19 protein-coding genes are annotated in these 19,597 nt (G+C 67.6%); 13 read left to right on the top strand and 6 right to left on the bottom strand.

Annotated features, from left to right (window positions below; genetic code table 11):
* Positions 1-265: 265 nt before the first annotated feature.
* A complete protein-coding gene (locus JYG37_RS23435; RefSeq protein ID WP_050017283.1) occupies positions 266-1,894 on the top strand; it encodes an NADP-dependent glyceraldehyde-3-phosphate dehydrogenase in 1,629 nt (542 codons plus the stop codon).
* Between the two features lie 113 nt (positions 1,895-2,007).
* Here JYG37_RS23435 and JYG37_RS23430 read toward each other — a convergent pair whose 3' ends face one another.
* Positions 2,008-2,640: a LysE family translocator gene (locus JYG37_RS23430; protein WP_124554362.1), complete on the bottom strand. Its 633-nt coding sequence runs from the start codon at positions 2,638-2,640 to the stop codon at positions 2,008-2,010.
* Between the two features lie 590 nt (positions 2,641-3,230).
* Here JYG37_RS23430 and JYG37_RS23425 point away from each other — a divergent pair.
* The 4 genes from JYG37_RS23425 (at position 3,231) to JYG37_RS23410 (ending at position 8,038) form a co-directional block, all read left to right on the top strand.
* The gene (locus JYG37_RS23425) at positions 3,231-3,554 is read left to right on the top strand and encodes a hypothetical protein (RefSeq protein WP_050018102.1); all 324 of its coding nucleotides are present in this window, start codon (positions 3,231-3,233) and stop codon (positions 3,552-3,554) included.
* Positions 3,555-3,676: 122 nt separating this feature from the next.
* Positions 3,677-4,162, top strand: a complete 486-nt coding sequence (locus JYG37_RS23420) for a DUF2946 family protein (protein WP_050018101.1) — start codon at positions 3,677-3,679, stop codon at positions 4,160-4,162.
* A gap of 242 nt (positions 4,163-4,404) precedes the next feature.
* The gene (locus JYG37_RS23415) at positions 4,405-5,874 is read left to right on the top strand and encodes a PepSY-associated TM helix domain-containing protein (protein WP_213346531.1); all 1,470 of its coding nucleotides are present in this window, start codon (positions 4,405-4,407) and stop codon (positions 5,872-5,874) included.
* 40 nt (positions 5,875-5,914) lie between these two features.
* Positions 5,915-8,038, top strand: coding sequence for a TonB-dependent receptor (locus JYG37_RS23410; protein WP_213346529.1), 2,124 nt, complete (start codon positions 5,915-5,917; stop codon positions 8,036-8,038).
* A gap of 82 nt (positions 8,039-8,120) precedes the next feature.
* Here JYG37_RS23410 and JYG37_RS23405 read toward each other — a convergent pair whose 3' ends face one another.
* Positions 8,121-9,353, bottom strand: coding sequence for an NADH:flavin oxidoreductase/NADH oxidase family protein (locus JYG37_RS23405; RefSeq protein ID WP_124630885.1), 1,233 nt, complete (start codon positions 9,351-9,353; stop codon positions 8,121-8,123).
* A 78-nt stretch (positions 9,354-9,431) separates the two neighbouring features.
* On the opposite strand from JYG37_RS23405, the gene JYG37_RS23400 reads away from it, so the two are divergent.
* The 4 genes from JYG37_RS23400 to JYG37_RS23385 all read left to right on the top strand — a co-directional run bounded on the left by JYG37_RS23400 (position 9,432) and on the right by JYG37_RS23385 (position 11,454).
* A complete protein-coding gene (locus JYG37_RS23400; RefSeq protein WP_213346528.1) occupies positions 9,432-9,890 on the top strand; it encodes a MerR family transcriptional regulator in 459 nt (152 codons plus the stop codon).
* Positions 9,891-10,067: 177 nt separating this feature from the next.
* Positions 10,068-10,388: a DUF1330 domain-containing protein gene (locus tag JYG37_RS23395; protein WP_213346526.1), complete on the top strand. Its 321-nt coding sequence runs from the start codon at positions 10,068-10,070 to the stop codon at positions 10,386-10,388.
* 477 nt (positions 10,389-10,865) lie between these two features.
* The gene (locus JYG37_RS23390; RefSeq protein ID WP_213346524.1) at positions 10,866-11,174 is read left to right on the top strand and encodes a hypothetical protein; all 309 of its coding nucleotides are present in this window, start codon (positions 10,866-10,868) and stop codon (positions 11,172-11,174) included.
* Positions 11,134-11,454: a hypothetical protein gene (locus JYG37_RS23385; RefSeq protein ID WP_213346523.1), complete on the top strand. Its 321-nt coding sequence runs from the start codon at positions 11,134-11,136 to the stop codon at positions 11,452-11,454. The genes JYG37_RS23390 and JYG37_RS23385 overlap by 41 nt, the downstream gene beginning before the upstream one ends.
* Before the next feature lie 111 nt (positions 11,455-11,565).
* Here JYG37_RS23385 and JYG37_RS23380 read toward each other — a convergent pair whose 3' ends face one another.
* The gene (locus JYG37_RS23380) at positions 11,566-12,399 is read right to left on the bottom strand and encodes an NAD-dependent epimerase/dehydratase family protein (RefSeq protein WP_213346522.1); all 834 of its coding nucleotides are present in this window, start codon (positions 12,397-12,399) and stop codon (positions 11,566-11,568) included.
* 71 nt (positions 12,400-12,470) lie between these two features.
* Between JYG37_RS23380 and JYG37_RS23375 the strand changes: the two genes are divergently transcribed.
* Positions 12,471-13,574, top strand: coding sequence for a LacI family DNA-binding transcriptional regulator (locus tag JYG37_RS23375; protein WP_050018094.1), 1,104 nt, complete (start codon positions 12,471-12,473; stop codon positions 13,572-13,574).
* 78 nt (positions 13,575-13,652) lie between these two features.
* On the opposite strand, the gene JYG37_RS23370 is transcribed toward JYG37_RS23375, so the two are convergent.
* The gene (locus tag JYG37_RS23370; RefSeq protein ID WP_050018104.1) at positions 13,653-14,945 is read right to left on the bottom strand and encodes an MFS transporter; all 1,293 of its coding nucleotides are present in this window, start codon (positions 14,943-14,945) and stop codon (positions 13,653-13,655) included.
* A gap of 324 nt (positions 14,946-15,269) precedes the next feature.
* Here JYG37_RS23370 and JYG37_RS23365 point away from each other — a divergent pair, with 324 nt between their 5' ends.
* Positions 15,270-16,742, top strand: coding sequence for a bifunctional transcriptional activator/DNA repair enzyme AdaA (locus JYG37_RS23365; protein WP_213346520.1), 1,473 nt, complete (start codon positions 15,270-15,272; stop codon positions 16,740-16,742).
* On the top strand, positions 16,739-17,272 hold the full coding sequence (locus JYG37_RS23360) for a methylated-DNA--[protein]-cysteine S-methyltransferase (protein ID WP_124654157.1): 534 nt from the start codon (positions 16,739-16,741) through the stop codon (positions 17,270-17,272). The genes JYG37_RS23365 and JYG37_RS23360 overlap by 4 nt, the downstream gene beginning before the upstream one ends.
* A gap of 13 nt (positions 17,273-17,285) precedes the next feature.
* Here JYG37_RS23360 and JYG37_RS23355 read toward each other — a convergent pair whose 3' ends face one another.
* Positions 17,286-18,104, bottom strand: a complete 819-nt coding sequence (locus JYG37_RS23355; RefSeq protein ID WP_213346519.1) for an AraC family transcriptional regulator — start codon at positions 18,102-18,104, stop codon at positions 17,286-17,288.
* A gap of 77 nt (positions 18,105-18,181) precedes the next feature.
* Between JYG37_RS23355 and panB the strand changes: the two genes are divergently transcribed.
* Positions 18,182-19,036, top strand: coding sequence for a 3-methyl-2-oxobutanoate hydroxymethyltransferase (gene panB / locus JYG37_RS23350; protein ID WP_213346516.1), 855 nt, complete (start codon positions 18,182-18,184; stop codon positions 19,034-19,036).
* Positions 19,037-19,065: 29 nt separating this feature from the next.
* Here the strand turns inward: panB and JYG37_RS23345 are convergent, their stop codons facing one another.
* Positions 19,066-19,557 (bottom strand): Lrp/AsnC family transcriptional regulator, encoded by a 492-nt coding sequence (locus JYG37_RS23345; protein WP_089488990.1) that lies wholly within the window; start codon positions 19,555-19,557, stop codon positions 19,066-19,068.
* Between the last annotated feature and the right edge of the window lie 40 nt (positions 19,558-19,597).

The raw sequence follows: 19,597 nt of genomic DNA, 5'->3' as shown, positions 1-19,597 counted from the left end.
GTTTGCGGTTGCACTCAAGCTGTTATACCGGCGATTCGGCAACAGTCTTTCCAAATGCTTACGGTAATTGCGACACGATTCCCTCTGTGTTGCATTCGTCGCGACGTTCCTTTTAAATGGAACTGGTTCCATTCGTTGAATCGGCCATGTTCGTGCGTGACGCGCGCTCGCGTGCGCGTCATGATGCCGATTCAGGATCGAGGATCATTCCGTTCAGGATTCGCATCGCCCGTCCTTCCCGGACACCCCGTCAAACGAGACCGTCATGCCCGATTCCGCCTCCCTGCAGCACCTGTTTCCCGCATTACAGGACATCCCCGCCGAATTCCGGCTGGCTTCGCCGATTCACCAGCGCGTGTCGCTCGTCGACGGCGAATTGCGACCGTGGGACGGCGCGACCAAGACCGTGCTGTCGCCCGTGTGCGTGCGGCAGGCGGACGGCAGCGTCGAGCAGGTCGAGATCGGCAGCTACCCGGTGATGGGCGAAACGGAAAGCGACGCGGCACTCGACGCCGCGGTGCGCGCGTACGACGCCGGCCGCGGCGAGTGGCCGACGATGAAGGTCGAGCAGCGCATCGCGTGCATGCAGGACTTCATCAAGCGGATGGTCGCGCAGCGCGAACTCGTCGTGAACCTGATCATGTGGGAGATCGGCAAGAGCCTCGCCGATTCGCAGAAGGAGTTCGACCGCACCGTCACGTACATGACGCAGACGATCGACGCGCTGAAGGAGCTCGACAACGCGAACTCGCGCTTCGTGATCGCGGAAGGCACGATCGGCCAGATCCGCCGCACGCCGCTCGGCGTCGTGCTGTGCATGGGCCCGTACAACTATCCGCTGAACGAAACCTTCGCGACGCTGATTCCCGCGCTGCTGATGGGCAATACCGTGGTGTTCAAGCCGCCGCAATACGGCACGCTACTGTTCGAGCCGCTGCTCGAAGCGTTCCGCGACGCGTTCCCGAAGGGCGTGATCAATACGATCTACGCGCCGGGCGCGGTGGTCGTGCCGCACATGCTCGCGTCGGGCAAGATCAACGTGCTCGCGCTGATCGGCTCGAGCAAGGTCGCCGATCACCTGAAGAAGCAGCATCCGAAGTCGCACCGGCTGCGCGCGATCCTCGGCCTCGACGCGAAGAACGCGGCGATCGTGCTGCCCGACGCCGATCTCGACCTCACCGTGAAGGAGTGCCTGCTCGGCGCGCTGTCGTTCAACGGCCAGCGCTGTACCGCGCTGAAGATGCTGCTCGTGCATCGCTCGATCGTCGACGAATTCCTGAAGCGCTTCACCGCCGCGCTCGAACAGCTGAAGATCGGCATGCCGTGGGAAAAGGGCGTCAGCATCACGCCGTTGCCCGGCATGCATCGCACCGCGTACATGACCGACGCGATCGACGACGCGAGGGCGTTGGGCGCGCAGGTCGTCAACCATCAGGGCGGCGAGTTCAGCAAGACGCTGTTCTACCCGGCCGTCGTGTATCCGGTGTCCGAAGGGATGAAGCTGTACCGCGAGGAGCAGTTCGGGCCGATCATTCCGGTCGCGCCGTTCGACGACGTGGACACCGCGCTCGACTACGTGACGACGTCGGAGCACGGCCAGCAGGTCAGCATCTTCGGTTCGGATCCCGCGCAGATCGGCGCGCTCGTCGATCCGCTCGTGAACCAGGTGTGCCGCGTGAACATCAATTGCCAGTGCCAGCGGGGGCCCGACGTGTTCCCGTTCGCGGGCCGCAAGGATTCGGCGGAAGGCACGCTGTCGGTGAGCGATGCGCTGCGCGCGTTCTCGATCCGCTCGATGGTCGCGGCGAAGCAGACCGACAGCAGCAAGCAGCTGCTCGATTCGATCGTGTCGGATCACCACTCGAAGTTCATCAATACGGGCTTCATTTTCTGAAGCGGTATTGATCGATGCCGGCGCCTCCGTCGCACGTCGGTGCGGCGGAGGCTTCCGGCAAAGCTCCACGCGGGCTAGGGTCTGTTCACGCTAATAACGGGCTTGCGCTGGCCCTAGACGTTCGTCACCAGCAGCCGAACGCCCGCCACCCCGAACACGACAGCCAGACACGCTTCCATCGCGCGCCGCCCGCGCACGTACAACCGGCGCGCACCGTCCATCGAGAACACCAGCGCATAGCCGCCGAACACCAGGCAGCCGATCGCGAGGCAGCCCGGCACGACGGCGCCGTGCGCGCCGCCCGCGCCGTTCGACGACAGCGCGACGATCGACACCCACACGAGAATCGCCTTCGGATTGGTCAGGTGCAGCATCGCGCCGCGCACGTAGAAGCGCGACAGCCGCTGCTCGCGCGCGGCGTTCGCCGCTGCCGCCGGCGGGCCGGACAACGCCGTGCGCGCCGACTTGAACGCGAGCCACAGCAGGTACAGCCCGCCGAACACCTTGATCGCGACCAGCAGCTTCGACCACGCGAGCAGCGCGGCCGAGACGCCGAGCGCCGCCACCGTCGCCCAGAACATCGACCCCGACATTACGCCGAGCGCGAACGCGAACGCCGCCTTGCGGCCCTGGTTCGCGGCGACCGACATGATCGCGAGATTGCTCGGCCCGGGACTGGCCGTGCCGATGAAATACGCGGTGTAGGCAAGCAGCAGGTTGGCGGAGAAGAAGGCGTGGACGTTCATGTCGAAGCTCGCGGAGACGATCGGGAGATTGTTGGCAAACCTGCGCCGTCTGCCCATGGACAATTGCACGGCAATTCGCTGGGCCAGTTGTGTGGCCATGCAACCAGTCGCCACGCCCGGACCGTCTCTGTTTTGAAACAACTGGCGCATTCGCCGCCGGTTCGCGCGATGCGGCGGCGGGCGCTCCATGCAGTCGTTTCCCGTCGGCGAACGCACGACGGGCGTGGCCGAACCACCCGGCACGCGCCGTTGCGGCCTTTCGCCGGCAGAAACGCGCGACGCGCCCGATGCCCGCGTTACGTTACATCCGTGAAGCATTTCGCATCGTCGCGCCGCTTCCGGCGTCCGATACCGTCTGCCTGCAGCCGATAGACACGCTCCTCGATCGCCTGCGCGATCCAGTCCCGACGGGACTCGCCGCGCGATGCCGGATCGCGGCTCAACATTACTCAACAATCGTGCGGCGGCGCTGGTACGGAATCTGCATTCCGTTCGGGCAGAAGCCGCGCCCGTTACCGCGCGGACATGAATTCACCCTCGGGCGCTCCCCGGATCCGCCCGTACGACATGCACACGCAACGAGGCTCTCCATGGATGCGCAGCCCAACTCGTCCGATTCGTCGTTCCAGCTCTTCCTCGCGAAGGTGCTCGAACAGCCGCTGCCCGACTGGACCGAAAAACAGCAGATGGAACTCGAGATGGCGCACACGCTGTCGACGCAAATGGTCACGCTCGCCGAAGACATGCGCGGCCGCACGCCCGATCTCGCGCGCTGCCTCGTGCTGCTGCGCTACGCGAAGGTGCTCGACTTCATGCTGACGTCGCTCGCCGCGCATCGCGACATTCATCCGCAGACACTGCGCACGCTGTTCCGGCTCGCGAACCTGAAGGTCGACGACGCGTATCCGGTGTAAGCCGGCGCAACGGACCGGAGGCCGCGCACGTCCCTTGCGGCCACGCCGGCCAGGCGCGATTCGCCTCCGCACACGCACGGCCCGCCTGCTCCTGCGCGCAAACGGCGGTACAATCGCGCGCCATGAACGCACTTCGCCGCTTCCTGCTCCGGCCAGGCGTCGCGCGACAGTGGCTGTGGGGGTTGCTCCTCGTGACGCTGCTGTCCCGCGCGCTGATGTCGGGCGCCGTGATGCTCGATCCGGACGGTCCGGAGGCGGGCTCGGTGGTGCTGTGTTCGGGCCGCGGCCCGCTGATCGTCGCCGGCGCCGCACTGGCCGCCCGCTTCGACGCGAGCGCGCCGATCACGCCGGCCAACGATGCGCTCGCGCTCGTCGATGCACTCAAGCATGACGCGCACGCCGACAAGGCCGCATCCTCCGGCGACGGCGACGGCCTGTGCGCATTCGGCGCCGCGCTGTTCACCGCGCTCGCGTCGTTCGTGCTGCTGGTGCTGCTGTTTCCCGCGGCGGCGCCGCGGCGCTTCCGCGTTCACTTCTACAGCCCTCCTTTCGTGCGATCGATATTCGACGATCGCCCGCCCTCCCGCGCGCCTCCCCGGTTCTGCTGAACGTTCCGTCCTGTGACGCATGCACGTCGACGTGCATGCGCGTTCACGCCGTTCGTTTCGCCCGACCTGATTCACGCGTTCACCCGCATGCCCGCGGCGCGCGGGCGACGCCGCCCTGCGCCCCGTTTGCGCAGCGCGCGGTGCCGCCTGCCGCGCCGACGCATGCACGCGGGTGCGACGCACGTTGACGGCCGCCGGCCCGCGCCGGCCCCGCCGCTCGACGAACCCGAGGAGTTCATACCATGTCGACCATCGTCGATCGGGCCATCTCGCCCGCCCGTTCCGCCAGCGCCGGTTACCGGACGCTCTGGCGCTGGCATTTCTATGCCGGCCTGTTCGTGATGCCGTTCCTCGTGATCCTCGCGATCACGGGCACGCTCTACTGCTTCCAGCCGCAGATCGAGCCGCTGCTGTATCCGCACCGGCTGGTCGTCGAACCGCGCGCGACGCCGCGGCTCGATGCCGACACGCTGCTCGCTCGCGCCCGCACCGCGATGCCGGCCGGCGCGACGCCGGTTTCCGTGCAAGTCTCCGCCGCGCCGGACCGCAGCGCCGAGTACGTTTTCCGGTTGCGCGACGGCAGCCGCGAGAGCGTGTACGTGAACCCGTACGACGGCAGCGTGCTCGGCACGCTGAGCGTCGAGAACCGCTTCATGCAGGTCGACCGGATGCTGCATCGCAAGCTGCTGCTCGGCAAGACCGGCGAGTTGCTGATGGAACTCGCCGCCTGCTGGACCTTCGTGATGATCGGCACGGGCATCGCGCTGTGGTGGCCGCGCGGCGCGGCACGCGTCGGGCGCGCGCTGCAGCCCGACCTGTCGCTGCGCGGCCGGCCGCTGTGGAAGAGCCTTCACGCGACGGCCGGCATCTGGCTCGCGGCCGGCACGATCGCGTTCATCCTGTCCGGGCTGCCGTGGTCGGGCTCGTGGGGCAAGAATTTCAAGGCGCTCGCCGCGACCGTGAACCTCGGCGCGCCGGAAGGCGCGTGGGGCGGCGCGTCGGTGCGCTCGACGCGCCCGGGCGCCGCCGCGGTGGCCGACACTGCGCGTGCGCCGGCCGCCGTCCCGTCCGGCCATCACCACGAATCGGACGAATCGATGCCCGGGATGGTGATGGACGACCTGCCGTTGCCGCAAACGCCGTGGGCGGTCGGCAACGTGCCCGTCCCGCATTCACCGTCCGCGCCGACGCCCGCGCCGCTGCCGCTAGGCCGCGCGATCGCGATCGTCGCCGGGCTCGGCGTGACGAGCGGCTACACGCTCGCGCTGCCGGCCGGCGCGGACGGCGTGTTCACCGCGTCGTACTTTCCGGCCGACCCGAAGGCGGAACGCACGATCTACGTCGACCAGTACAGCGGCGCCGTGCTGAAGGACATCCGCTATGACGACTACGGCGCGGTATCGCGCGCGGTGTCGTACGGCACGTCGCTGCACATGGGCCGTTATTTCGGGCTCGCGAACCAGATCCTCTGCGCGGTGCTGTCGCTCGGGCTGGCCGCGATGGCCGTCACGGGCACCGTGATGTGGTGGAAGCGCCGCCCGGCCCGGACGCTGGGCGCACCGTCGCGCGAACGCGGCGCGCCGCCGATGCGCGGCTGGATCGCCGGGCTCGTGCTGCTCGGCATCGTGTTCCCGTTGATGGGGCTGACGATCGTCGCGGTCTGGTTGCTCGACCGGCTGCTGTTCGGCCGCGCGGCGCGCGCCGCGGCGTGACCGACGCAAGCGCTTCCCCCATTCAAAGGAAACCGAAGCAATGAAGTTCAGATTGATGCTGCCTGCTGCCGTGCTCGCGGCGCTGTCGCCGGTCGGGCACGCACACGCACAGGAAAACGGCGTCGACGGCAGCGGCGCCACGCTCGCACCGATTCGCGTCGACGCGCAGAAGGCGCCCGCGCTGATGCAACCGCTCGACACCGGCAGCCATCTCGGGCTGTCGTCGCTCGAAACGCCCGCGAGCGTCGAGCAGATCAGCCGCGCGACACTCGACACGCGCGGCGACCGTTCGATCATCGACGCCGTGAGCCGCGCCGCCGGCATCAGCGCGTCGCCGCATCCGGGCAACGGCAACTCGGAGCTCGCCGCGCGCGGCTTCGTCGGCGCGTCGTCGGTCACCCAGCTCTACGACGGCGTGCGCCCGTACGGCGCGATCGGCGTCACGTTCCCGTTCGACACGTGGTCGGTCGACCATATCGACGTGCTGCGCGGCCCCGCTTCGGTGATCTACGGCGAAGGCGCGATCGGCGGCGTGGTCAACATCGTCCCGAAGAAGCCGACACGCACGCCGATCCGCAACGAACTGCAGGTCGGCGGCGGCACCGAAGGCACCGCGCGGGCCGCGTTCGGCAGCGGCGGCGCGATCAACGACAGGCTGTCGTACCGCTTCGACATCAGCGGCAACCGATCGTCGAACTGGGTCGATCACGGCAATTCGCGCAACCTGTCGGTCTCCGGCGCGCTGCGCTACGACGTGACGCCCGACCTGTTCGTGACGGCGTCGTACGCGCAGGGCTTCATGCATCCGATGCAGTACTTCGGCGTGCCGCTCGTCAACGGTGCGCGCGATCGCGGGCTCGACAAGAAGAACTACAACGTCGGCGACGCCGACATCGCGTTCCGCGACAGCTGGGCGACCGTCTCGGCGAACTGGCAGCCGAGCGACAGCCTGAACGTGACGAGCACGCTCTACCGGATGAAGAGCAACCGTCACTGGAAGGATGCGGAGTACTACACGTACCTGCCATCGAGCGCGCAAGTCCGGCGCAGCAGCTATACCGAGATCTTTCACGACCAGGAGCAATACGGCAACGTGACGACGGCCACCGTCGGCGGCGCGCTGTTCGGCATGCGCAACACGTTTTCGGCGGGCGTCGAGTTCAACCACACGACGTTCCAGCACGACAACAACTCGCCGTATGCGGGCACGTCGACGGTCGATCCGTTCGACTTCGATCCGGGCAGCTTCATCAATACGGCCGGCACGTTTCCGAAGTACCGCAGCCAGTCGAACCAGTACGCGCTGTTCGCGGAGAACCGGCTCGAGATCACGCCGCGCTGGTCGGTGATCGGCGGGCTGCGCTACGACCACGCGAGCGTGAACCGCGACGATCTCGTGAACGGCGGCGCGTTCACGAAGGTGTTCGCGAACACCGGCTGGCGCATCGGCACCGTGTACGACGTGCAGCCCGGCCTCGCCGTGTACGGCCAGTATTCGGTCGCGGCCGATCCGGTCAGCTCGCTGCTGTCGCTGAATGCGTCGAAGGCGAACTTCACGCTCGCGACCGGCCGGCAGATCGAGATCGGCGTGAAGCAGTCGTTCCTCGACGGCAAGGCGGAATGGACGCTCGCCGCGTACCGGATCGTGAAGCGCAACCTGCTGACGGCCGACCCGGTGAACCCGAACCAGTCGATCCAGGTCGGCCAGCAGTCATCGCGCGGGCTCGAGGCGACGGTCGGCGCGGAGATCGCGAAGGACTGGCGCGTCGATGCGAACGTGTCGATCCTGCGCGCGAAATACGACGATTTCCAGCAGTCGTCCGGCGGCACGGCCGTGTCGCGCGCGGGCAACGTGCCGGTGTCGGTGCCGCAGCGGCTCGCGAACCTGTGGGTGAGCTGGCGCTTTGCGCCAGACTGGACGGGTATCGCAGGCGTGAAATACGTCGGCAAGCGGTTCGCCGATACCGCGAACCAGCTCGTGATGCCGTCGTACACGACCGTCGATCTCGGCCTCGCATGGACGCCGCGCAAGGACACGACGATCACCGCCCGCGCGTACAACGTGTTCAATCGCCGCTACGTGCAGTCCGCGTACTACAACGAAACGCAGTATCTGCTCGGCAACGACCGGCGGTTCGAGGTGCTGGCGAACTACCGGTTCTGATGCGGCGCGCCGGCGCGCAACGGGTGCGCGGCGGCGGGCCGGTCAGTGTCCGGTCGCGCCGCTGCCGGCCCGCCCGCGCCCGTCACGCACGCGGGCCCGCCATCCACTTCCGGTAGCGCCGCGTCTGGCATTGCGCGGCCAGTTGCTGCCGCACCAGCGCACGCAGCGGCGACACCTGCGGGTGCGTGCGGCGCCCTTCGCTCAATCGCGTGAGCTGGAACTTGACGACGGCCATGTTCGCCAGCGCGCCCAGCGCCTTGTTCTTCCAGCGGATCGGCTGCAGCACCGGCGCGCTGTCCTTGCCGGCGCGCCAGTCGCGCGGCAGGTTCGGGTCGATCGACAGCGCGGTCGCGATGCCGACCATCGCCACGCCGCTGTCCACCACCTGCTCGGCCACCGCGCGGCGCCGAATACCGCCCGTAACCATCAGCGGCATCCGCGCGACGGCCGTGATGTCGCGCGCGAACTCGAGGAAATACGCTTCGCGCGCCAGCGTGCGCCCGTCGCGCGCCTCGCCCTGCATCGCCGGCACTTCATAGCTGCCGCCCGACAGTTCGACGAGATCGACGCCGAGCGGATTCAGCAGTTCGACCACGCGCTTCGCGTCGTCCGCGCTGAAACCGCCGCGCTGGAAATCGGCCGAGTTCAGCTTCACCGCGACGACGAATGCCGGCGACACCGTCGCGCGCACCGCCTTCACGATATCGAGCAGCAGGCGCGCGCGATTCTCGATGCTGCCGCCCCATTGGTCCTGCCGGCGGTTCGTCAGCGGCGACAGGAACTGGCTCAGCAGATAGCCGTGCGCCGCGTGCACCTGCACGCCGGTGAAACCGCTTTGCTCCGCGAGCTGCGCGGCGCGCACGAAGCGCTGCTGCACGTCGGCGATGTCGGCTGCCGTCATTTCCTTCGGCACCGGAAACTGCTTCGACAACGCGCCGAGCGCGAGCGGCACGGCCGACGGCGCGAGCGTCGTCTGGCCGAGCGCCGCCTGCATCTGCCGCCCCGGGTGATTGATCTGCATCCATACGTGCGCGCCGCCCGAGCGCGCGATCTGCGCCCAGCGACGGAATCGGTCGAGATGCGCGTCGCTTTCGAGCACGACGCCGTTCGGCCCCGTCATCGCGCGGCCGTCCACCATCACGTTGCCGGTCAGGATCAGCCCGACCTGACCGTCGGCCCACGCCTGGTACAGGCGCAGCAACGCGTCGGACGGTGCGTGGTCCGCATCGGCCATGTTTTCTTCCATCGCGGCCTTGGCCAGACGGTTCGGAATCACCGCCCCGTTGGGCAGTGTGAGGGGCGCAAACAGATTCATGGTGGGACATCCTCGATTGACGATGGCCCACGATAACCTTAAAGTCAACTTTAAGGTCAAGCCCTTTTGGAGCCCACCATGAAAATCGGCGAACTGGCGAAGGCGAGCGGCCTCGCGGCGTCGCGCATCCGCTTCTACGAGGCGAGCGGCCTGCTCGAGCCGGCCCGCCGGCAGGCGAACGGCTATCGCGAGTACGGTCCGGAAGCGTTGACGCGGCTCGCGATCATCGACCGCGCGCAGGGCGCGGGCTTCTCGCTCGACGAGATCCGTGCGGTGCTGCCGCCGGATCTCGGCGCATGGCCGCACGATCAACTGCTGGTCGCGCTGCGGCACAAGGTCGACGAAATCGCGCTGCTCGAACGGCGTCTCGCGCAGAACCGGCAGCATCTGGAAGCGCTGATCGACGAGATCGAGAACAAGCCGGCCGGCGAGGATTGCGCGGGCGCCGCGCAGCGGATGCTCGATCGGCTGTGCGAGCAGGCTGCCGAGCCGCTGGAGCCCGTGCCCGTCGTGCGGCCGGCGCGCAAGCGGGCGTGACGGAGTGTGATGCGAGATTGCGGTGCGCCGTCCATCGATCGATGTGCGTCGCGGCCTGAAACACGATGCGGCACGATTGTCCCGATTTGCTTACGTCGCAGGTAATCGACGCGCGCCGCCCACGCCGCGATCATGGCTCCATCGACTCTCGAACCGCATTACGCCAAGGAGCCCGCCATGACCGCCTACGCCATCGCCCATCTGCACGACGTCGAAATGTGCGACGACATCGTCGAATACCTCGAACGGATCGACGGCACGCTTGCGCCGTACGACGGCCATTTCGTGATTCACGGCGCACGGCCGGAGGTACGCGAAGGCGTCTGGCGCGGCGACCTGATCGCGATCGCGTTTCCCGATCTCGACACGGCACGTGAATGGTACGACTCGGCTGCGTACCGGCAAATCCAGCCGCTGCGCGCACGGCACGCGAGCGGCCCGTTGATCCTGATCGACGGCGTCGACGAACAGCACAAGGCGACCGATATTCTGCGTTGAGCCTTGACGCAGGCGACGACGCTTACGACGCGTTGCGCTCCGCCCTCATCCGTCACGGTTCTCAGTAACGACACTGAGATGGCCTGTATACCCGCCATTAATCAGACAAATATTTTCCCGGCATGCTCGACCCGATTATGCGAAACCCGGGGTTGTGTAGATGGTCGCGGGGGATTGCTCAGTCAAGCCGCGCAGCCGCATGGCCGTGAGATACACAACGGCCCCTTCAGGGGCCGCGCTTCGGTGCAGCCGCGAAATCATGCGTTCATGCGGTTGTGCAATCGTGCGATTGTGCTATAGTAAATGCAGGCACTAGCCGGTGCCTGTTTACAAATCGAAGCACCATCCGGTGCTTCAGCGTCAACGTAACAAAACACTATAGGTCGTCAACCGCCGAAACGCCGCGCACCGTTTGGGCATACAGGAGGCAAGTTGGAGCGTGCGCCTACTAAATAAATCACTAGGACGAAACCGGCTATGAACACGTTTGAACACAAGACCAGTGTCAAGGTCGTCGGTTCGAGCGGTCAGATTTCGCTTGGCAAGGAATTCGCCGGCCGGCAAGTGCTCATCGAAGAGCGCGAGCCGGGGGTGTGGCTCGTCCGCACCGCCGTCGTGATCCCCGAGAACGAAGCGTGGCTGCATGCGCCTCAAGCCCAACGTGACCTGCAGGAAGCACTCGCGTGGACTCAAGCCAATCCGCCGCAAGAATCAGACCCTGACGCCCTTTTCGAAGAGCTGCAACATGCACAAGAAAAACGACGTCGTAAAGGTAGATCTGAATAATCCGGTCTTCCAGCGTCAGTGGGTCGACCTGGACAAGACCGAGGCATCACGGGTGCTTGCGACCCTCAAGAAGTTGCTGCAGTTGAACTGGGACCAGCTGTACCGAGACCAGGGGCTGAAGTGGGAAAAGATCACCAGCGTAGCGCCGCCGGCCGGCATCGATGCGCTGTATTCGCTGCGCATCACGCAGGCGCGTCGCGCGACCGCCTATCGTGACGGCAATACGCTCCGCTTCCTCACGATCGAGCCCGATCACGACGCGACCTACGGCAAGAAGTGATCCGATGCGCCGGACCTCGACGCTCGAGGGCCCGGCGTTTTTCAGTTGATCGAGCACGGCCTCGACCACAAATCCGTCGTCAATGAAGCGGCCCTCGGCGGACCGTACCGCTTAAGCCTTCCGCTCCATCGGCTCGCCGACGACGAACCCGCCGCCCTGGAACCGCTGCGCGGGATCGTCGTACTCGGCGGTCGGCGCCGTCACCGGAAACAGCCCGGCGAACTGCTCGGAACTGTCGCGCGGACGGAAGCCGAGGAAGCCGACCTTCGTGTTGTCCCACCACTTCACCGGGTTGTCCGACGCGCCGTAGACGATCGCGTGCCCGACGCGGTTCGTCAGCAGCGAGCAGCGCACGAGCTCGATGAAGTCGCGATAGCTGAGAAACGTGACGAGCATGCGCGGGTTCTTCGGCACCTCGAACGACGACCCGATCCGCAGGCACACCGTCTCGATCCCGAAGCGGTCGAAATAGTAGCGCGACAGCGATTCGCCGAAGCACTTCGTCACGCCGTACAGGCTGTCGGGCCGCAGCGGCGCATCGGCGTCGAGCACGTCGGTGACCGGATGGAAACCGATCGCATGGTTCGAGCTCGCGAACACGACGCGCTTCACGCCGTGCTTGCGCGCGGCTTCGTACACGTTGTACGTGCCGGTGATGTTCGCGCCGACCAGATCGTCGAACGGCGCATCGACCGAAATGCCACCGAGGTGGACGATCGCGTCCACGCCGTCGACGAGATCCATCACGGCCGGCCGGTCGGCCAGGTCGACCACGCGGAGCTCTTCATGCGCGGCCGCGTCACCGAGCGCCGCAATGTCGCTGACGCGCACGACGTCGGCCCAGTCGGCGAGCGCGCCGCGCAACTGGCGGCCGAGGTTGCCGGCCGCGCCCGTCAGCAGCAGGCGGCCGAACGGTTTGCGCGCGGCGGGGGATGAGGCGTTCATCGAATCTCCTTGGATCTGACCTAAGACGGAAAACGTTTTCCAACTATACGCGGACGCGACGCCGAGCGTCAATGGTCGAAGCTGCTCGCAGCCATCCGCACTTTCCCGATATCGGCTGCGATCTGCGCGCCGGCTTTTTCTGCCACAATCGGGCGTTATCGAACGAAAACGTTACCCTTCGCATGAAAAAAGTTTCCTCGACGATCCGCGACGTGGCCGCGGAAGCCGGCGTGTCGGTCGCGACGGTATCGAAGTACGTGAACGGCACGCAGCGCTTCTCGCCGACCGTCGAGGCACGGCTGAAGGAGGCCATCGAGCGGCTCGGCTACCGGTCGAACCCGCTCGCGCGCTCGATGATCACCGGCCGCACGCGCACCATCGGCCTCGTGATCCTCGATATCAGCAACCCGCACTTCACGAACGTCGTGAAAGGCGCGAACCGCGTCGCGCTGCAGCACGACTACACGCTGCTGCTCGTCGATACCGAAGAGAGCCAGGCGCGCGAACGCTCGCTGATCGAGGCGCTCGCGCAGCGCGTCGACGGGCTGATCGTCAGCACGCGGATGCCCGACGACGAAGCCGGCTGGATGCTCGACCTCAACAAGCCGCTCGTGCTGCTGCGCCGCAGCCCCGGCCTGCCGATTCCGAGCGTCGGCATCGACAACCGGCTGTCGACCTACATGCTCGCGCGCCACCTGCTCAATCTCGGCCATACGCGCATCGCGTATCTCGGCTTCGGCACCGCGCGCGTGAACGACGAACGGATCCAGGGCGCGCGCGACTGCCTCGCCGAAGCGGGGCTCACGCTCGACGTGCACGACGCGCACGCGCCGACCGCCGAGGCCGGCGAGCGCGCGTGCTCCCGCGTGATGCTCGGGCCGCAGCGCCCGCAGGCCGTGATCTGCTACAACGACCTGATCGCGCTCGGCTTCATGAAGGAAGCCGCGTCGCTCGGCTTCCGGCTGCCGCAGGACGTGTCGGTGGCCGGCATCGACAACGTGCCGTACGGCGAATACGCGGCGCCCGCGCTGACGACCGTCGACATCCAGAGCGAGAACATGGGCGAGCTCGCGATGCAGAAGCTGATCGACGCGCTCGCCGGGCGCACCGACGCGAGCTATTCGACGTTCGAGCCGCGGCTGATCATGCGCGCGTCGACGGCGTCGGCCGGCTGACGCGATCGCGACGCGCGTCACGTCCCCGAACTGAAAACGCCGCCCCGAGGGCGGCGTTGTCGCTTGGCCGATACGCCATCACGCATCGAGTTTCGCGGGCTTCATCTTCGGCGTGAGCACGTGCATCACGGCCAGCGCGATCAGGTAGGCCGACGCGCCGATCGCGAACAGCACCCAGTAGTGGCCGGTGCGCTGCAGCACCTGGCCGATCACTTCCGAGAACAGCACGCCGCCGATCGAGCCGGCCATCCCGCCGATGCCGACCACCGACGCGACCGCACGGCGCGGGAACAGGTCGGACGCGGTCGTGAACAGGTTCGCCGACCAGCCCTGGTGCGCGGCCGCGGCGAGACCGACGATCAGCACCGCGATCCACAGGCTCTGCACCTGCGACACGAACGCGATCGGCAGCACGCAGCATGCGCAGATCAGCATCGCCGTCTTGCGCGCCCGGTTCACGCTCCAGCCCGCGCGCAGCAGCATCGACGACAGCCAGCCGCCGCCGATGCTGCCGACCGTCGTCAGCGCATAGATGCAGACGAGCGGCAAACCGATGTGCTGCATGTCCATCCCGCGCGACTCGTTCAGCCACTTCGGCAGCCAGAACAGGTAGAACCACCACACCGGATCGGTCAGGAACTTGCCGACCAGGAAGGCCCACGTCTCGCGCTTGCGGATCAGTTCGCCCCAGCGCGGCGCGCCGGCGTTCGCGTTCGCCGCGTCGAGCGCCTCGGCTTCGTCGCGCGGCTCGTCGTATTCCGCGGCGAGCGCGCGCGTGTCGGCCGTGCGATACATCACCAGCCACACCGCGAGCCACACGATGCCGATCGCGCCGATGATCACGAACGCCGCGCGCCAGCCGTAGGCCACCGCGATCGCCGGGATGATCGCCGGCGCGAACACCGCGCCGATGTTCGCGCCCGAGTTGAAGATGCCGGTCGCGAGCGCGCGTTCGCGGCGCGGAAACCATTCGGCCGTCGTCTTGATCGCGGCCGGGAAGTTGCCGCCCTCGCCGATCCCGAGCAGCGCGCGCACGGCCGCGAAGCCCGTCACCGAGCCGACCGCCGCGTGCAGCATCGCGGCGATGCTCCATACCAGCATCGCCACCGCGTACGACACGCGCGTGCCGAGCCAGTCGACGATGCGCCCGAAGCCGAGCAGACCCAGCGCATAGAACGCCGAAAACGCCATCACGATGCGGCCGTACTGCACCTGGCTCCAGCCGATGTCGTGCTGCAGCATCGGCGCGAGCAGGCCGAGGATCTGCCGATCCATGTAGTTGATGACGGTCGCGAAAAACAGCAGCGCACAAACGGTCCAGCGGTAGCGGCTGGCGGCCGCGCGCACCGCGCCGACGACGGCAGAAGGCATGAATGTCTCCGATGCGCGGTCGCGCCCGTCGCGCCGCACGAAGTTCGTTGACCGGCGACCGGCGCCGGGGCGAACGGCCCACGCGCTGACGCACGGGCCCTTTTCACCAACCAATCTGGAAAACGTTTTTCAAAAGGATAGGCCGCGTGCCGGTACCGTGTCAGTCGGGGATTTCGATGAGTCATCTCAAATTGGTCGCGGCAAAAGAGACGACTGTTTCGCAGAGTGGCATTAACCGTTTTTCCGCTGATTTTCCCGCCGCGGCGCGGCAGGCGCGGGGCGGCCGACATACATGTCCGATTCCAGCCAGAATCGACCGCGAGGATGGTTTACAGTCGTCGCATGCGCCTCGATCCCAACACCTGCTACGACGCCCTGCTTTCGCGGAACCGCCGCTTCGACGGCTGGTTCTTCGTCGGCGTGGCGACGACCGGCGTGTATTGCCGCCCCGTCTGCCCGGTGCGGCCGCCGAAGGCGCAAAACTGCAGCTACTACCCGACCGCCGCGGCCGCCGAGAAAGCCGGCTTCCGGCCCTGCATGCGCTGCCGACCCGAGCTCGCGCCCGGCCACGGGCTGCTCGACCTGTCCGGCAATCTCGCCGACGCGGCCGCGACACTGATCGACGACGGTTTCCTGAACGCGCATTCCGTCGATGCGCTTGCGCGGCGCGTCGGCGTGACTGAACGCCATCTGCGGCGGATCTTCGGCGCGCAGTTCGGCGTGTCGCCCGTCGAGTTCGCGCAGACGCAGCGGCTATTGATGGCCAAGCGGCTGCTGACCGATACCGCGCTGCCCGTGGCCGTCGTCGCGTCGACGGCCGGCTTCGGCAGCGTGCGGCGCTTCAACGACCTGTTCCGCCAGCGCTACGGCCTCAATCCGCTGCGGCTGCGCAAGGGGGCCGGTGCAGCGGCCGACGGCGACATGACCTTTCCGCTGCCGTACCGGCCGCCGTTCGCGTGGGCCGACCTGATGCGTTTTCTCGCGCAGCGGCAGATCGACGGCGTCGAGCGGATCGACGCGCAGCGTTATGCCCGCATCGTCGACCTGCCCGACCGGAACGACGGCCGCCGCGTGACCGGCTGGCTGTCCGTCGCGCACCTGCCGCAGCGCTTCGCGCTGGCCGTCACCGTGTCGCCCGCGCTGACGCCGGTCGTGCCGGCCGTGCTCGCACGCGTGCGCCGGCTGTTCGATCTCGACAGCCGCCCCGACGTGATCGATGCGCATCTCGGCGATCTCGCAAGCGGCTCGCCGGGCCTGCGCGTGCCCGGTGCGTTCGATGGTATCGAGATCGCGATCCGTGCGATCGTCGGCGAGCAGCTTGCGTCGGCGCAGGCGGATACGCCGTCGCTGGCCCGCCTCGCGGAACGCTTCGGCACGGCGGTCGACGGCGCGCCGCCGGGCCTCACGCATGCACTGCCTTGCGCCGCGACGCTGGCCGCGCTGCCGCCTTCGGCCCTCGAAACGATCGGCATCGAACACGACACGGCGCGCGCGATCGTGTCCGTCGCCCGCGCCATCGACGACGGCACGCTCGCGCTCGAACCGATGGCGCCGCTCGACGCGACGCTCGCCGCGCTGCGCGCGCTGCCCGGCTTCGACGAACGCGCGGTGCAGTACGTCGCGATGCGCGCGATGGCCTGGCCGAACGCGTTCCCGGCCGACGACGCGTGGCTGCCCGCTCGCACCGAACTCGCGCGCGGGCCGTCCTCCGCACCGCACGCGGCGGCGCGCTGGGCGCCGTGGCGCGCGTATGCCGCCCTGCATGGGTGGCGCCTTCATGGAGATCTGTCGCGATGACTCCCGCTCACCTGATTCCGAGCCCGCTGGGCGACATCGCCGTGCGCATCGAGGACGATGCGCTGACCGGCCTGTACTTCGTCGGCCAGAAATACTTTCCGTCGCTTGCGATCGTGCGCGCAGCGGACGCGCTCGCCAGGTCGCCGGTCGCACGCCGGGTCGCGGAAGAAATCGCCGAGTACTTCACCGGCGCGCGCGACACGTTCTCGGTGCCGATCCACCTGCGCGGCACCGCGTTTCAGCAACGCGTATGGAAGGAACTGCTTGCGATTCCGTTCGGCGAACTCGTGTCGTACGGCGACATCACCGAGCGCGTCGGATTGCCGATGAGCGGCGCGCGCGCGGTGGGCGGCGCGGTCGGCCGCAATCCGGTATCGATCATCGTGCCGTGCCATCGCGTGGTCGGCGCGTCAGGCAGCCTGACCGGTTATGCGGGCGGCATCGACCGCAAGCGTGCGCTGTTGTCGCTCGAAGGCGCGGGGTTTTCGCGCGGCGCGTATCAACCGATGCAGCAGACGCTCGCGTTCTGACGAAGGGTGCGCATCACGCGCTCAACACCGGCCGACGCGCTTCACGCTTCGCATACGCACCGGGCGTCACGCGGAATTTCGCCTGGAACAGCGCAATGAACGACGACGTCGACTCGTAACCCAGTTGCGCGGCCACCGTGCCGATCGGTGCCCCCGCATCGAGCAGCGGCAGCGACGCGAGCAGCCGCACGGCCTGCCGCCATTCGGTGAACGACAGCCCCGTGTCCTGCCGGAACAGCCGCGACAGCGTGCGCCGCGTCGCGCCGACCTGATGGCCCCATTCGTCGAGACTGCGCGTATCGCCCGGCGCCGCGTGCAGCGCACGCGCGATTTTCAGCAGGCGCGGATCGCGCGGCAGCGGCACCGTGAGCGGGGCCGGCTGCATGCGGGCGATCCGGTCCGCGATCAGGCACACGAGCGCACCGTCGGGCCCCGTCTCGTCGTAGTTCACCGGCAACTCGCCGGTCGCGAGCACCAGTTCGCGCAGCAGCGGCGTCATGCAGAGGATCGTGCAATCGTCGTTCACGTCGCCGCGCGCGATGGCTGCGTCGAGATACAGGCTGTGGAACGCGACGCAATCGCGCGTCGACACCGCGTGCGGCACGTGTGGCGGAATCCACATCGCATAGTGCGGCGGCAGCAGTTGCCGGCTCGACGGTGTCGTCACCTCGAGCACGCCGCTCGTCGCATACATCAGTTGCGCCCACGGATGACTGTGCGCGTCGACGCTCACGTTGCGAGGAATCCCGAACGCACGCACGTACAGCGGCCTCGGCAGGCGCGCCATCGGCGGCACTGCGTAAGGGTCGCCGGGATGTCCCGCCAGCAACATAAGACGTCCTCCGAAGGTCATTGCACGAACGAGCGCGATGCTACCGTGGCGGCTCCTTTGTCACACGGCTTCCGCCCATGAGCGCTCATACCCGCATCACCCGCAAGACCGTCACCGCGATCCGCTCGACCAAAGGCATCGGCAGCCTCGTGTCGCTGACCGCGTATTCCGCGCCGATGGCGAAACTCGTCGACGACGTGGCCGACGTGATCATCGTCGGCGACTCCGTCGGCATGGTGCTGTACGGGATGCCCGATACGCTGCGCGTCACGCTCGACATGATGATTGCACACGGGGCGGCCGTCGTGCGCGGCGCCGCGCAGGCGTGCGTCGTCGTCGACCTGCCGTTCTCCACGTTCCAGGAATCGCCCGCGCAAGCCTATCGCTCCGCCGCGCGGCTCCTCGCCGAAACCGGCGCGCAGGCCGTGAAGCTCGAAGGCGGCTGCGAGATGACCGACACGATCCGCTTCCTGACCGATCGCGGCATTCCGGTGATGGCGCATGTCGGCCTCATGCCGCAGCAGGCCAACGCGACGGGCGGCTTCCGCGCGCAGGGCATGGACCCGCGTTCGGCCGCGCAGGTGTTCGACGCCGCGTGCGCGGCCGAGCGGGCCGGCGCATTCAGTGTCGTCATCGAAGGCACTGCCGAAGCGCTCGCGCGCCACCTGACCGAAACGCTGACGATCCCGACGATCGGCATCGGCGCATCGCCCGCGTGCGACGGGCAGGTGCTCGTGACCGAGGACATGATCGGCGCGTTCGATGCGTACACGCCGCGCTTCGTGAAGCGCTACGCGGATGCGAACGCGGTGATGCGCGACGCGATCCGCCAGTACGCGCACGACGTGCGGCAGCGCGTGTTTCCCGAACCTGCGCATTGCTTCGGATACGGCAAGCCGCTGCAACTGCCGGGCGCGGCCCCGACTGCGTGATGCGGGACGAACGACGCGGTTACCTCACGCTACGCGAGCTTGCGCATCGCATGCGCGACCCGCGCGTTCGCCTCGAATTTCGCGCGATGCGTCGAGAAAAACGTCCGCACGTTGCGGACGTTCGACGCGCCGGTGAACAGCCGCCGCGCGAATTCGTCGTATTCGGCGACGTCGGCGAGATCGGCGATCACGACGAAATCGGGCCCCGGCGACACGCGATAGCACTGCGTGACGGCCGGCTCCGCGCACACGTACGCTTCGAACGCGTCGTAGTCTTCGGCCGTCTGCCGGTCGAGGCTGATCTCGATCAGTGCGGTGACGCCCGTGCCGATCGCGACCGGATCGAGCACCGCGACCTGCCGACGGATCACGCCAGCCTCCGTCAGCCGGCGCACGCGACGCATGCAGGTAGGTGGCGACGACAGCGCCCGCTCGGCGAGTTGCAGGTTCGATACCGACGCGTCGTCCTGCAGGATCGCGAGGATGCGCAGGTCGAGGTCGTCGAGGGTGATGCCGGCCATCGCGCACTCCTTCCGGTCAGAAAGTGAAATTTAATTTCAA

This window comes from Burkholderia sp. LAS2 (genome assembly GCF_018417615.1).
GTDB classification, from domain to species: domain Bacteria; phylum Pseudomonadota; class Gammaproteobacteria; order Burkholderiales; family Burkholderiaceae; genus Burkholderia; species Burkholderia sola.
The sequence above is the reverse complement of the archived record's forward strand: the minus strand, read 5'-3'. Positions and strand labels throughout refer to the sequence as shown.